Origin of the sequence: Streptomyces sp. NBC_01341 (genome assembly GCF_035946055.1) — a bacterium.
Classification (GTDB): Bacteria; Actinomycetota; Actinomycetes; order Streptomycetales; family Streptomycetaceae; genus Streptomyces.
In genome coordinates, this window is record NZ_CP108364.1 from 6,131,778 (window position 1) to 6,146,020 (window position 14,243).

At 70.8% G+C, this 14,243-nt stretch carries 11 protein-coding genes; 7 read left to right on the forward strand and 4 right to left on the reverse strand.

Translation table 11 applies throughout. The features are described from left to right. Window positions 1-144 precede the first annotated feature (144 nt). Window positions 145-2,781, forward strand: coding sequence for a RelA/SpoT family protein (locus tag OG206_RS27100; RefSeq protein ID WP_327120558.1), 2,637 nt, complete (start codon window positions 145-147; stop codon window positions 2,779-2,781). A 106-nt stretch (window positions 2,782-2,887) separates the two neighbouring features. Here OG206_RS27100 and OG206_RS27105 read toward each other — a convergent pair whose 3' ends face one another. Together OG206_RS27105 and OG206_RS27110 are read right to left on the reverse strand one after the other, a co-directional pair. Next, complete coding sequence (locus tag OG206_RS27105; protein WP_327120560.1) at window positions 2,888-4,117, reverse strand: DUF349 domain-containing protein; 1,230 nt, start codon at window positions 4,115-4,117, stop codon at window positions 2,888-2,890. A 189-nt stretch (window positions 4,118-4,306) separates the two neighbouring features. Further along, entirely contained in the window at window positions 4,307-5,101 is a 795-nt protein-coding gene (locus tag OG206_RS27110) for a peptidylprolyl isomerase (protein WP_327120562.1), read from the reverse strand. Between the two features lie 148 nt (window positions 5,102-5,249). On the opposite strand from OG206_RS27110, the gene OG206_RS27115 reads away from it, so the two are divergent. The 4 genes from OG206_RS27115 to OG206_RS27130 all read left to right on the forward strand — a co-directional run bounded on the left by OG206_RS27115 (window position 5,250) and on the right by OG206_RS27130 (window position 9,803). Continuing rightward, on the forward strand, window positions 5,250-5,936 hold the full coding sequence (locus OG206_RS27115) for an MBL fold metallo-hydrolase (protein WP_327120564.1): 687 nt from the start codon (window positions 5,250-5,252) through the stop codon (window positions 5,934-5,936). 16 nt (window positions 5,937-5,952) lie between these two features. Then, on the forward strand, window positions 5,953-7,215 hold the full coding sequence (hisS, locus tag OG206_RS27120) for a histidine--tRNA ligase (RefSeq protein ID WP_327120566.1): 1,263 nt from the start codon (window positions 5,953-5,955) through the stop codon (window positions 7,213-7,215). A 531-nt stretch (window positions 7,216-7,746) separates the two neighbouring features. Further along, the gene (locus tag OG206_RS27125; protein ID WP_327120568.1) at window positions 7,747-8,382 is read left to right on the forward strand and encodes a vitamin K epoxide reductase family protein; all 636 of its coding nucleotides are present in this window, start codon (window positions 7,747-7,749) and stop codon (window positions 8,380-8,382) included. Between the two features lie 44 nt (window positions 8,383-8,426). Then, entirely contained in the window at window positions 8,427-9,803 is a 1,377-nt protein-coding gene (locus tag OG206_RS27130) for a replication-associated recombination protein A (RefSeq protein WP_327120570.1), read from the forward strand. Between the two features lie 10 nt (window positions 9,804-9,813). On the opposite strand, the gene OG206_RS27135 is transcribed toward OG206_RS27130, so the two are convergent. Next, window positions 9,814-10,512, reverse strand: a complete 699-nt coding sequence (locus OG206_RS27135; RefSeq protein ID WP_327120572.1) for a DUF2470 domain-containing protein — start codon at window positions 10,510-10,512, stop codon at window positions 9,814-9,816. A gap of 188 nt (window positions 10,513-10,700) precedes the next feature. Between OG206_RS27135 and rpsD the strand changes: the two genes are divergently transcribed. Next, on the forward strand, window positions 10,701-11,315 hold the full coding sequence (rpsD, locus tag OG206_RS27140) for a 30S ribosomal protein S4 (protein WP_031097728.1): 615 nt from the start codon (window positions 10,701-10,703) through the stop codon (window positions 11,313-11,315). Between the two features lie 14 nt (window positions 11,316-11,329). Here rpsD and OG206_RS27145 read toward each other — a convergent pair whose 3' ends face one another. Then, the gene (locus OG206_RS27145) at window positions 11,330-13,555 is read right to left on the reverse strand and encodes an ATP-binding protein (protein ID WP_327120576.1); all 2,226 of its coding nucleotides are present in this window, start codon (window positions 13,553-13,555) and stop codon (window positions 11,330-11,332) included. 236 nt (window positions 13,556-13,791) lie between these two features. Between OG206_RS27145 and OG206_RS27150 the strand changes: the two genes are divergently transcribed. Then, window positions 13,792-14,241, forward strand: a complete 450-nt coding sequence (locus tag OG206_RS27150) for a DUF948 domain-containing protein (RefSeq protein ID WP_327120578.1) — start codon at window positions 13,792-13,794, stop codon at window positions 14,239-14,241. Window positions 14,242-14,243 lie beyond the last annotated feature (2 nt).

The window sequence follows — 14,243 nt, forward strand, 5'->3', positions numbered from 1 at the left end:
GTGTGGAGACGTACAGGACGGGCACCCGGGAACATCCGGGTGCCCGTCCTGTGTTGTGAGGGGTTCACACTCCCGGGGCGAGGACCCGCCCAGGGGTCGTTACCATGGGCTTTCCGGTAGCCCGGATCCGCACGAGGAGCGCTCTTGCCAGACGAGGCCCAGCCAGCCGCCGCACCGCAGCCCGAAAAGCCCGCGGGGGCCTCAGCCACGCCCGGGAAGGCGAAGCCCGACCGGGAGGGCGGGGCCGGGCCCGCGGGCGAGCACGCGCAGGGTCCCGCCGCCGCTCCGGCCAAGCCGACGCCTCCTCCGGGCGCCACGGCGGCGCCCTCCGGCGCCAAGGCCGCGCCCGCCCCGCAGACCGGCTCCGCGGAGCCCACGTCCTCGGCGCCCGCTCCGGCGGCGAAGCCTCCGGTGTCCGCTCCTGCCGCGAAGCCTCCGGCCAAACCCGCCACCGCCCCGCCTTCGGCCACCGGCCGGGCGGGCGGTTCGTCCAACCGGGTCAGGGCACGGCTCGCCCGACTGGGCGTACAGCGCTCCAGCCCGTACAACCCGGTCCTCGAACCCCTGCTGCGTACGGTCCGGGGCAACGACCCCAAGATCGAGTCCGCGACCCTGCGCCAGATCGAGCGCGCCTACCAGGTGGCGGAGCGCTGGCATCGCGGCCAGAAGCGCAAGAGCGGCGACCCCTACATCACCCACCCGCTCGCCGTCACGACGATCCTCGCCGAGCTCGGCATGGATCCGGCGACCCTGATGGCCGGTCTGCTGCACGACACCGTCGAGGACACCGAATACGGCCTCGACACCCTGCGCAAGGACTTCGGCGACCAGGTCGCCCTCCTCGTCGACGGCGTCACCAAGCTCGACAAGGTCAAGTTCGGTGAGGCCGCGCAGGCCGAGACCGTGCGCAAGATGGTCGTCGCCATGGCCAAGGACCCCCGTGTCCTGGTCATCAAGCTCGCCGACCGGCTGCACAACATGCGCACCATGCGCTACCTCAAGCGGGAGAAGCAGGAGAAGAAGGCCCGCGAGACCCTCGAGATCTACGCGCCGCTGGCTCACCGGCTCGGCATGAACACCATCAAGTGGGAGCTGGAGGACCTCGCCTTCGCGATCCTCTACCCCAAGATGTACGACGAGATCGTCCGCCTCGTCGCCGAGCGCGCGCCCAAGCGGGACGAGTACCTGGCCATAGTGACCGACGAGGTCCAGGCCGACCTGCGGGCCGCCCGCATCAAGGCCACCGTCACCGGCCGGCCGAAGCACTACTACAGCGTCTACCAGAAGATGATCGTGCGGGGCCGCGACTTCGCCGAGATCTACGACCTGGTGGGCATCCGCGTGCTCGTCGACACCGTCCGCGACTGCTACGCGGCGCTCGGCACCGTCCACGCCCGGTGGAATCCGGTGCCCGGGCGGTTCAAGGACTACATCGCGATGCCGAAGTTCAACATGTACCAGTCGCTGCACACCACGGTGATCGGTCCCAGCGGCAAGCCGGTCGAGCTCCAGATCCGCACGTTCGACATGCACCGCCGCGCCGAGTACGGCATCGCCGCGCACTGGAAGTACAAGCAGGAGGCCGTCGCGGGCGCCTCCAAGGTGCGCACGGACGTCCCCAAGAACACGGGCGGCCGGGGCCAGGACACCGTCAACGACATGGCGTGGCTGCGCCAGCTCCTGGACTGGCAGAAGGAGACCGAGGACCCCAGCGAGTTCCTGGAGTCCCTGCGGTTCGACCTGTCGCGCAACGAGGTCTTCGTCTTCACGCCGAAGGGCGACGTGATAGCGCTGCCCGCCGGCGCGACGCCCGTCGACTTCGCGTACGCGGTCCACACCGAGGTCGGGCACCGGACCATAGGGGCACGGGTCAACGGACGGCTCGTGCCGCTGGAGTCGACGCTCGACAACGGGGACCTCGTGGAGGTCTTCACCTCGAAGGCCGCCGGTGCCGGGCCCTCCCGCGACTGGCTCCAGTTCGTCAAGTCGCCCCGGGCGCGCAACAAGATCCGTGCCTGGTTCTCCAAGGAACGCCGCGACGAGGCGATCGAGCAGGGCAAGGACGCCATCGCGCGGGCGATGCGCAAGCAGAACCTGCCGATCCAGCGGATCCTGACAGGCGACTCCCTGGTCACGCTGGCGCACGAGATGCGCTACCCCGACATCTCGTCGCTGTACGCGGCCATCGGCGAGGGCCACGTCGCGGCGGCGGGCGTCGTCCAGAAGCTCGTCCAGGCCCTGGGCGGCGAGGACGCCGCCAACGAGGACCTGGCCGAGAGCTCCCCGCCCTCGCACGGCCGCAACAAGCGCCGCGCCAAGGCGGATCCGGGCGTGGTCGTCAAGGGCGTCGAGGACGTCTGGGTCAAGCTGGCCCGCTGCTGTACGCCCGTTCCCGGCGACCCGATCATCGGGTTCGTCACGCGGGGCAGCGGCGTCTCCGTCCACCGGGCGGACTGCGTCAACGTCGACTCGCTCTCGCAGCAGCCGGAGCGGATCCTCGACGTCGAGTGGGCGCCCACCCAGTCGTCGGTCTTCCTCGTCGCCATCCAGGTCGAGGCACTGGACCGTTCACGACTGCTCTCCGACGTCACGCGCGTCCTGTCCGACCAGCACGTGAACATCCTGTCGGCGGCCGTCCAGACGTCCCGTGACCGTGTGGCGACCTCCCGCTTCACCTTCGAGATGGGCGACCCGAAGCACCTGGGCCACGTCCTGAAGGCCGTGAGGGGCGTGGAGGGCGTCTACGACGTCTACCGGGTCACCTCGGCGCGACGCCCGTAGCGGGCAGCCGCAGGGCCCCTGCGAGCGGCCACCGCGCTCCCGGCACACGAGAGGGGCTCCCGTACGCGATGCGTACGGGAGCCCCTCTCGTCGGTACTGGCGGACGTCAGCCGCCGAACTCCTCCAGGCCCTTCAGCGCCTGGTCCAGCAGGGCCTGCCGGCCCTCGAGCTCGCGGGAGAGCTTGTCGGCCCTGGCGTTGTTGCCCGAGGCGCGCGCCGTGTCGATCTGCGTACGCAGTTTGTCGACCGCCGCCTGGAGCTGACCGGTCAGACCCGCGGCACGCGCACGCGCCTCCGGGTTCGTCCGGCGCCACTCGGACTCCTCGGCCTCCTGAAGCGTGCGCTCCACCGCCTGCACCCGGGCCTCGACCTTGGGCCGGGCGTCGCGCGGCACGTGGCCGATGGCCTCCCAGCGCTCGTTGATGGAGCGGAACGCGGCCCGGGCCGCCTTCAGATCCGTCACCGGCACCAGCTTCTCCGCCTCGGCGGCGAGCTCCTCCTTGAGCTTGAGGTTCTCGCCCTGCTCGGCGTCCCGCTCGGCGAAGACGCCGCTGCGGGCGGCGAAGAACACGTCCTGGGCGCCGCGGAAGCGGTTCCACAGGTCGTCCTCGGACTCCCGCTGGGCGCGTCCCGCCGCCTTCCACTCGGTCATCAGGTCGCGGTAGCGGGCAGCGGTCGTGCCCCAGTCCGTCGAGCCGGAGAGCGACTCGGCCTCGGCGACCAGCCGCTCCTTGACCTTGCGGGCGTCCTCGCGCTGGGCGTCCAGCGCGGCGAAGTGAGCCTTGCGCCGCTTGGAGAAGGCGGAACGGGCATGCGAGAAGCGGTGCCACAGTTCGTCGTCGGACTTGCGGTCCAGACGGGGCAGCCCCTTCCAGGTGTCGACGAGCGCCCTCAGGCGCTCACCCGCCGACCGCCACTGCTCGCTCTGCGCCAGCTCCTCCGCCTCGACGACGAGCGCCTCCTTGGCCTGGCGGGCCTCGTCGGTCTGCTTCGCCTTCTGGACCTTCCGCTCCTCGCGGCGCGAGTCGACCGTCGCGACGAGCGTGTCCAGCCGCTTGCCGAGAGCGGCGAGGTCACCGACGGCGTGGTGCTCGTCGACCTGCACACGCAGGTGCTCGATCGCGGTGGTGGCGTCCTTCGCCGACAGGTCGGTGGTCTTCACCCGCCGTTCGAGGAGGCCGATTTCGACCACCAAGCCCTCGTACTTGCGCTCGAAATAGGCCAGAGCCTCCTCGGGGCTGCCGGCCTGCCACGATCCGACCACCTGCTCACCCTCGGCCGTACGCACGTACACGGTGCCCGTCTCGTCGACACGGCCCCACGGGTCGCTGGTCACAGCGCCTCCTCCACCTGATGCGTCCAAGGGGGTTCGCCCCCCTCGCATCGTCCACAGTTTCCTGGGGCGGGCTGCGCCCGCCCTGCACAACGCCAATCTAGGCGACCGGCCACCCGGCTGTCCGCACTCAGCGCGGCTGAAATTCTCCGGTCCGGCCGTGAGGCCGGGCGCCGGCCGCCCGCGGGAGGGTCAGTCCTTGCCGACCGTCGCCTTCTCGACCGTCACGGCCTTCTTGGGAGCACCGTCACCGGCTCCGCCGTTCACACCCGCCTCGGCGACCTTCTTGACGGCCTTCAGACCGGCATCGTCCATGGTGCCGAACGGCGTGTAACTGGGCGGCAGCTTGGTGTCCTTGTAGACCAGGAAGAACTGGCTGCCGCCGGTCCCCGGCTGACCGGTGTTCGCCATCGCGACGCTGCCCGCCGGATACGTCACCGAGCCGTCGTCACCCGGCTTGCCCAGCGCGGTCAGGTTCTCGTCGGGGATCGTGTAGCCCGGACCGCCGGTTCCGTCCCCCTTCGGGTCGCCGCACTGCAGCACGAAGATGCCCTCCGTCGTCAGGCGGTGACACTTCGTGCCGTCGAAGTACCCCTTGTCCGCGAGGGCCTTGAACGAGTTCACGGTGTGCGGGGTCTTCGCCGCCTCCATCGCGATCCTGATGTCGCCCTGGCTCGTCTTCAGGGACATCGCGTACGCGGCCTTCTTGTCGATGGCCATCGCCGGCTCGGGCGTCTTGCTCTCGCTCGCCGAGGGGGAAGGGGGCGCGGACGGGCTCGCGCTCGCCGCCGCGTCGGCGGAGTCCTTCGAGTCGTCTCCGTCGAGGAAGAAGTACGAGCCCGCAGCGATGACCGCCACCACGGCCACCGAGGAACCGATGATCGCCGTGAGGCGCCTGGTCCTGCGGCGGGCCTCCTCCCGGCGCTGCTGCTGCCGCTCGAACTTCTCCCGGGCGAGCTGCCGCCGCCGCTGATCGCTGCTGACCACCGGATGGTCTCCTTGTACGTCGTGTGTTCGGGCCTCGATTGCCCCGTACGGTATATGGGTTAGCTGTGGAATGAGGAGCGCCGGTAGGCTCTGATCTGCCGCATTCCTCTTCACGGCCCTCCTCGCCGGACGAACTTTAAGGACGATCGTGCTCATTGCCGGGTTCCCCGCCGGGGCCTGGGGGACCAATTGCTACCTGGTCGCCCCCGCCGCCGGTGAGGAGTGCGTGATCATCGACCCGGGCCACCAGGCCTCCCAGGGCGTCGAGGAAGCGCTCGCGAAGCATCGGCTCAAGCCCGTCGCCGTCGTGCTCACCCACGGCCACATCGACCACGTCGCCTCGGTCGTCCCGGTGTGCGGCGCCCACGACGTCCCGGCCTGGATCCACCCCGATGACCGCTACATGATGAGCGACCCCGAGAAGGCGCTGGGCCGTTCGATCGGGATGCCGCTCATGGGCGAGCTGACGGTCGGCGAACCGGACGACGTGAGGGAGCTGACGGACGGTGCCGCGCTCCGGCTGGCCGGCATGGAGTTCGGCGTCGCGCACGCACCCGGCCATACGAAGGGGTCGGTGACGTTCCGGATGCCCGAGGCCGCGGACGTACCGCAGGTCCTCTTCTCGGGCGACCTGCTCTTCGCCGGCTCCGTCGGACGCACCGATCTGCCCGGAGGCGACCACGCCGAGCTGCTCGAGTCGCTGGCCCGTGTGTGCCTCCCGCTCGACGACTCGACCGTGGTGCTGTCCGGCCACGGCCCCCAGACGACCATCGGCCGCGAACGCGCCTCCAATCCGTACATGCACGGGCTGGACGCGCCCCGCCGAGGAATGTGACGAGAGAAAAAAACCTGTGAGCACCTTCCAGGCCCCCAAGGGCACGTACGACCTGACCCCGCCCCGCTCCGCGAAGTTCCTCGCGGTGCGTGAGGCCATCTCCTCGCCCCTGAGGAACTCCGGCTACGGATACATCGAGACGCCCGGTTTCGAGGACGTCGCCCTGTTCGCCCGAGGCGTGGGCGAGTCCACCGATATCGTGTCCAAGGAGATGTACGCCTTCGAGACCAAGGGCGGCGACAAGCTCGCACTGCGTCCCGAGGGCACCGCGTCCGTGCTGCGCGCCGCGCTGGAGGCCAACCTCCACAAGGCCGGCAACCTGCCCGTCAAGCTCTGGTACTCGGGCTCGTACTACCGCTACGAGCGCCCCCAGGCTGGCCGCTACCGCCACTTCTCGCAGGTCGGAGCAGAGGCCATCGGCACCGAGGATCCGGCGCTCGACGCCGAGTTGATCATCCTCGCCGACCAGGCCTACCGTTCGCTCGGCCTCACGCGGTTCCGCATCCTGCTGAACTCGCTGGGGGACAAGGAGTGCCGCCCGGTCTACCGGGAGGCACTGCAGACGTTCCTGCGCGACCTCGACCTCGACGAGGAGACCCGTCGGCGCATCGAGATCAACCCGCTGCGGGTCCTCGACGACAAGCGTCCCGACGTCCAGAAGCAGCTCACCGGCGCCCCGATGCTGCGTGACTTCCTCTGCGACGCCTGCAAGGCGTACCACGAGGAGGTCCGCGACCTGCTGACGGCGGCGGGCGTTGCTTTCGAGGACGACGAGAAGCTGGTCCGCGGCCTCGACTACTACACGCGCACCACCTTCGAGTTCGTCCACGACGGCCTGGGGTCCCAGTCGGCGGTGGGCGGCGGCGGGCGTTACGACGGCCTGTCCGAGATGATCGGCGGCCCCGCGCTGCCCTCCGTCGGCTGGGCCCTCGGTGTGGACCGCACGGTGCTCGCCCTGGAGGCCGAGGGCGTCGAACTCGACATCCCCGCCGCCACGAGCGTCTACGCGGTGCCGCTCGGCGAGGAGGCACGGCGTGTGCTCTTCGGCCTGGTCACCGAACTGCGCAAGGCGGGCGTCGCCACGGACTTCGCGTTCGGCGGCCGCGGCCTCAAGGGCGCGATGAAGAGCGCGAACCGCTCCGGCGCCCGCTACACGGTCGTGGCCGGTGAGCGGGACCTCGCCGAGGGCAACGTCCAGCTCAAGGACATGGAGTCGGGTGAGCAGAAGGCCGTCGCGACCGGCGACCTGGTGAGCGTGCTCCGGGCCGAACTGGCCTGACCCGAGGCAGCCGTCCACCCCCCCGTGCCCGTCCGGTTCGTCCGGGCGGGCACAGGGCGTCCTCGGTGCCCGGCACGCGACCGGAGGGGCCGGCGGCACGCGACCGGTCCCGAGCCCCCGTCGGGTCCCGACCGTCAACCCGGCGGAAGCCGATTCACCTGCTGTACGGGCTGATCCTGGTGGGCCGGAGCCGGCACCGACCGGCCGCGAGCAGCCCGAACCCGCCGACGTCGTGGCTGTGGCGATCCCGAGGGACCGCCGGGGCCGTCCCTCTCCCGTTTCGTTCCGCCCGGACATCTCTCCGGGACGGATCCGCAGGTCGGGGCCGTCCACCGTGGTCGGGCAGCCTCATGGTCCACGCGTTTCTCGCACCGTGGCCGCTGTCCTCGCCGCGCCGGGGAAGGCCGGACCGGAGCCCTGAGGCACCGCGTGCGGCGTAGAACACCTTTATGCATATCGAACGGATGGCTGCGCCGCCGGTGCGGCACAATGACGAGGCCCGGCCGGCTACTCAGTGATGGAACGGCGATTATGACGATGGCAGCGGTAGACCACCCCTCCTCCGCGCAGGACGAGGACGACGGTGCGAAGACCTTCGGCGGCAGCCGCGCGCTCGCACTGCTGCTGGTGATCACGGGAGCGGCCGGGCTGCTCGCCGCCTGGGTGATCACCATCGACAAGTTCAAGCTGCTCGAGGACCCGAGCTTCACCCCGGGCTGCAGCCTGAACCCGGTGGTCGCGTGCGGCAACATCATGAAGAGCGAGCAGGCCTCGGCCTTCGGCTTCCCCAACCCGATGCTCGGGATCGCCACCTACTCGGTGGTCATCGGGATCGGCATGGCGCTCCTTGCGGGCGCCCGCTTCCGTGCGTGGTACTGGCTGGGCCTCAACGCGGGCACCCTGTTCGGCGTCGGCTTCTGCACCTGGCTGCAGTACCAGTCGCTCTACAACATCAACTCGCTCTGCCTGTGGTGCTGCCTGGCCTGGGTCGCCACGATCTTCATGTTCTGCTACGTCACGACGCACAACATCAAGCACGGCATCATCCCCGCCCCCGCCGGGCTGCGGAACGCCCTCACCGAGTTCCACTGGGTGCCCCCGGTGCTCTGGATCGGGATCATCGGCATGCTGATCCTCACCCGCTGGTGGGACTTCTGGACCAGCTGACTCGCCCCGCGGTCCTGTCAGTGGGGTGACATAGGCTTCAGGACGTGGAGCCCGACCTCTTTACCGCAGCAGCCGAAGACCGCCAGGAGAAGGACCCTTCCAGCAGCCCCCTCGCTGTCCGGATGCGTCCCCGCACGCTGGACGAGGTGGTCGGACAGCAGCACCTGCTCAAGCCGGGATCCCCGCTGCGCCGTCTCGTCGGCGAGGGCAGCGGAGGACCCGCCGGCCCCTCGTCGGTCATCCTCTGGGGCCCGCCCGGCACGGGGAAGACGACTCTCGCGTACGTCGTCAGCAAGGCGACCAACAAGCGTTTCGTCGAGCTCTCGGCGATCACCGCGGGCGTCAAGGAGGTCCGCGCCGTCATCGAGGGCGCGCGCCGCGCCACCGGCGGTTTCGGCAAGGAGACCGTCCTCTTCCTCGACGAGATCCACCGCTTCTCCAAGGCCCAGCAGGACTCCCTGCTCCCCGCCGTGGAGAACCGCTGGGTGACGCTGATCGCGGCCACCACGGAGAATCCGTACTTCTCGATCATCTCGCCGCTGCTCTCGCGCTCCCTGCTCCTCACCCTGGAGCCCCTCACCGACGACGGCCTGCGCGCCCTGCTCCGCCGTGCCGTGACCGACGGGCGCGGGCTGGGGGAAGCCGTCACGCTGCCCCAGGACGCCGAGGCGCACCTGCTGCGGATCGCCGGGGGCGACGCCCGCCGCGCGCTGACCGCGCTGGAGGCCGCAGCGGGCGCGGCGCTCTCCAAGCACGAGCGGGAGATCACGCTGGAGACGCTCGAGGAGACCGTCGACCGCGCGGCCGTGAAGTACGACCGGGACGGCGACCAGCACTACGACGTCGCCAGTGCCCTGATCAAGTCGATCCGCGGGTCCGACGTGGACGCCGCCCTGCACTACCTGGCCCGGATGATCGAGGCGGGGGAGGACCCGCGCTTCATCGCGCGGCGACTGATGATCTCGGCCAGTGAGGACATCGGGCTGGCCGATCCCACAGCGCTCCCCACGGCCGTGGCGGCGGCCCAGGCCGTGGCCATGATCGGGTTTCCCGAAGCGGCCCTCACTCTCAGCCACGCCACGATCGCGCTGGCGCTCGCCCCCAAGTCCAATGCCGCGACCCTGGCGATCTCCGCCGCGCAGGAGGACGTGCGCAGGGGCCTCGCCGGCCCGGTCCCGGCCCATCTGCGCGACGGTCACTACAAGGGCGCGGCCAAGCTCGGCCATGCGCAGGGCTACATCTATCCGCACGACGTCCCCGGCGGAATCGCCGCCCAGGAGTACGCCCCGGACGCCGTCCGTGACAGGCGCTACTACGAACCCACGCGATACGGCGCGGAGGCGCGCTACGCCGACGTGGCGGAGCGGGTCCGCGAGCGGCTCGGCCGTAGCGGGCCCGGAGACGGCGCCGCGTCCCCGTGACGGCCGCGGCTCAGTAGGAGGCGGCCTCGAACAGCGTGTACATCGCGCGGCGCAGTTCGCTGACGTCGCGCACGGGGTCGGGGAAGTCGAACCGGGCGTCGAAGCAGGCGCCGGCGTTCTCGACGAAGCGCACCCGCAGACCGAAGCGGTCGAGGGCGACAGGGACGGCGGCGGGCAGGCGCTCGCCGCCGGCCTGCGCACGCCCGCCGAGCAGTGCGGACAGCGCCCCCATCTGCTCCGCGTGGGCGGCGTGGAGATGCTGGAGCAGTTCGGTCTCGTGGGACACCAGCGGATCGGCGACGGCGTCCCGGAACGCCTCCGGCTCCACCTCCTCGGCCCCCCAGAGATCGTCGACCGACGCCTCCCCGGTCTCCAGGCGGAGCGTCGCCCCGCCCGGCCGGGCCGGGCCGGGCACGGCGGTGAGCCGGCCGGCGATCCTGGCACGTCCGCGGATGCGGTGCGGGACGGAGACGGGTGCGACGTCGGTGATCTCCAGCACGGCCGCCAGTTCGTCGCCCTGGGCGCGCGCCGCCGCCCGTGCCACCGGAGAATCCGCGGGGAAGCCGAGGAACAGATCCCCGTCCGGACCGATGCTCCTGCTGTCGGGCATCAGCTGGTCCGGATGGATGACGGACAGCCCCGGTACGAGCAGCACCGCGGAGCAGGTACTCTGTACGAGAGTTCGTGTGCGCTCGGCTGCTGACGGCATCCGAGTGTTTTCAAGCCCGCTGGGACGCGGCTGACCACGATCAGATCGGCCTTCCGTCGTTACGGCACCGTTGTGTGTGCCGTCGCTGTCTGTGCTGTCCGTGACGTGTGTGGTGTTCCCAGGGCGAGACATGCGATCTCCTTGAGTAAGGTAAAGCTAACCTAACCTACAACGGAGGTCTGGAGAACGTGCCTAACCAGTCGCGTCCCAAGGTCAAGAAGTCGCGTGCCCTCGGCATCGCCCTGACGCCGAAGGCTGTCAAGTACTTCGAGGCCCGCCCCTACCCGCCGGGCGAGCACGGCCGTGGCCGCAAGCAGAACTCGGACTACAAGGTCCGTCTGCTCGAGAAGCAGCGCCTGCGTGCGCAGTACGACATCAGCGAGCGCCAGATGGCGCGTGCCTACGACCGCGCCCGCAAGGCCGAGGGCAAGACGGGCGAGGCGCTGGTCGTCGAGCTCGAGCGTCGCCTCGACGCCCTGGTCCTGCGTTCGGGCATCGCCCGCACCATCTACCAGGCCCGCCAGATGGTCGTCCACGGCCACATCGAGGTCAACGGTGGCAAGGTCGACAAGCCGTCCTTCCGCGTGCGCCCCGACGACGTCGTGCAGGTCCGCGAGCGCAGCCGCACCAAGGTCCCCTTCCAGGTGGCCCGCGAGGGTGGCTACGACACCGACGGTGAGACCCCGCGCTACCTCCAGGTGAACCTGAAGGCCCTGGCCTTCCGCCTGGACCGTGACCCGAACCGCAAGGAAATTCCGGTCATCTGCGACGAGCAGCTCGTCGTCGAGTACTACGCCCGCTGATCCAGGCGTAACGCTCAGCCGAGCTCGGGCCCGCCCCTCCCTGTCGTACGGGAGGCGGCGGGCCTTCGCGTCTCCCCGGCGACCCCGCCGCCCGCGACCGCCTCCCGCGCGGCCCTCCCGTCCGCCGGCCTGCCGCCCGCGGGCGTTCCGTGCGTCCGGGCGCCGAGCGCCCGCGTCACGGCGGCCCTCGTGTCCAGCCGGCAGCCGGTGAGCCGCTCCGCTTCGTAACGTGCGTCACCCAGCTCGGCCCTGGCCCGCTCCTCGCACTGGACCCGCGGCCTGCCGTAGTGGACCGAGCCGAACAGCGGCAGCCCCACCGATGGCCAGATCCGGTCCGCGGCCCCCTGCAGCAGCGCGGCCTCCGCCGCATCCCCCTCGATCACCGTCACAAGGGCCAGCAGTTCCAGTGAGAGGACCGTGCCGAGCAGGTCGTGGAAGGCGTGGGCGATGGACAGGGCCTCACCGAGCATCTGCCGCGCCCGCGCGCTCGACCCCTCCTGCAGCGCCGCGTACGCGAGGACGTACAACGCGTAGGCCATGGCCCACCGCTCTCCGTGGTCCTCGCAGATGTCGCGGACCTCGGCGCAGATCTCGGCGGCCCCGGCCAGATCGCCGCGGAACGCCACGGCCATGCCCAGTTCGACCTGCGCCATCAGCACGTTGCTGTTCAGCTCCCCGATCTCCCGGTAGCGCCCGAGCGCCTCCCGCAGGAGCTCCTCGGCGCGCACCGGGTCGTCCGTGACGATGGAGAGACATCCCGTGCGGTGCACGGCGTAGGCCACGGCGCACGCGTCCCCCGCCCGCTCGCCCTCCTCGCGGCACTCCTGCAGCGCCGACACCGCGCCCACCGCGTCCCCCTGCAGCACGGCAACGTAGCCGAGCACCCACAGCGCCTTGAGCCGGGCGTGGTCGTAGGGCGACTCCTCCTCCAGGACGTGGTCCAGCCAGTGGCGGCCCTCCGACAGACGTCCACAGCCCGCCCAGTAGAACCACAGCGTGCCCGCCAGGTACTGCGCGAGATGGATCTCGTCGGTGCTCTCCATCGAGCACTCCATCGCCCTGCGGAGGTTGGGCAGCTCGCTGTCGATCCGTGCCGCGGCCTCGGCCTGCCTGGGGCTGAACCAGTCGAGTTCGCACCAGGTCGCCAGCCCCAGGTACCAGTCCCGGTGCCTGCGCCGCAGCCGCTCGGCGTCCCCGGTCGCCCGCAGCCACTCCGCGCCGTACTCCCGCACGGTGTCCAGCAGCCGGTAACGGCTGCCGAGCGCCGAGTCCTCGCGCAGCACCACGGACTGCGCCAGCAGTTCGTCCAGTACGTCCAGCACGGAGTCGGCCGGCAGCCCGGGGCCGCTGCAGATGTACTCGACGGCCTCCAGGTCGAACTGCCCGGCGAACACCGAGAGCCGAGCCCACAGCAGACGCTGCTCGGGGGCGCACAGCTCATGGCTCCAGCCGATGGCCGTACGAAGGGTCTGATGCCGGGGGAGCGCGCTCGGGCTGCCCCCGGTCAGCAGCCGGAAGCGGTCGTCGAGACGCTGCAGCACCTGCTCAACGGTCAGGGCCCGCAGTCTCCCGGCGGCGAGTTCCAGCGCCAGTGGAATCCCGTCGAGCCGACGGCACAGCTCCCGCACGGTGTCCCGGTTTCCGTCGGTCAGGGCGAACCCCGGGCGCACCGACGCCGCCCGTCCGGCGAACAGCTCCATCGCGTCGCCGTCGGTCATCGGCGCCAGCGGATAGGTGAGTTCACCGTCCACGCGCAGGGGGCGGCGCCCCGCCGCGAGCACCTGGAGGTCCGGCGCCCCGCGCAGCAGGTCCCGTACCAGCGCCGCACAGCCGTCTGCGAGGTGTTCGAAGCCGTCGATCACGAGCAGGAGCCGGCGGGCCGCGCAGTGCTCCAGCAGCATGGTGCGGGGCGGTCTGCTGGTGTGGTCCGTCAGCCCCATCGCGCCGGCCAGCGTGTGCTCCAGCAGCCCGGGATCGTGGACGGCCGACAGCTCGGCGATCCAGACCCCGTCGCAGTACCGTTTCTCCATCAGTGCGGCGATCCGGCTGACGAAACGGGTCTTGCCGGCCCCGGCGACCCCCGCCACGGTGACGAGCCGGTACTCGCCCAGGAGCGCCCCGACTTCCGCCAGTTCTTCGTCGCGTCCCACGAAGGTGTTGAGCTCTGCCGGGAGATTTCCCCGTACGGGACGGGACTCCGCGTCGTCGGATGCGGGGAAGGGGCGCTGAGGGCGTCGCATGAAACACGCAGAGTACTGGCACATAAGCTCTCCGTACAATCTCCCTGCCCCCGGGGCCCGCATCGCGCGCCCGTAATGCGGTACGGGGCGCGACGCCCGGCGCGATAGGCTCGGGGGACGACGATCGGCGGCGACGGCGGCACGCGCCTGCCGAACCGAGACAGGCCGGGCGGGCCGGGGAAGACCGGCCCGTCCGGGCGACGAGCAGAGAGCGGTGCACTGTGTCCGGTGGAGAGGTGGCCGGCATTCTGGTGGCTGTCTTCTGGGCGATCCTGGTCTCCTTCCTCGCTGTTGTACTGGTGAGGCTGGCCCAGACGCTCAAGGCGGCCACCGCGCTGGTGGCGGACGTGACCGAGCAGGCGGTCCCGCTGCTCGCCGACGCCTCCGCGACGCTGCGTTCCGCGCAGACACAGCTGGACAAGGTCGACGCCATCGCGAGTGACGTCCAGGAGGTCACCTCCAACGCCTCCGCGCTCTCCACGACCGTCGCCTCGACGTTCGGCGGCCCGCTCGTGAAGGTCGCCGCGTTCGGCTACGGGGTACGACAGGCCATCGGCCGCCGCACCGCCGCGGAGCCGGAGCAGGCCCGCCGGACCCCTCGCCGCACCGTGATCGTCGGCCGTACCGTGCCGCCCGCCCGCGACAGGAAGCGGAACGGCCGAAGCTCCCGCGGACAGAAGGACTGAGC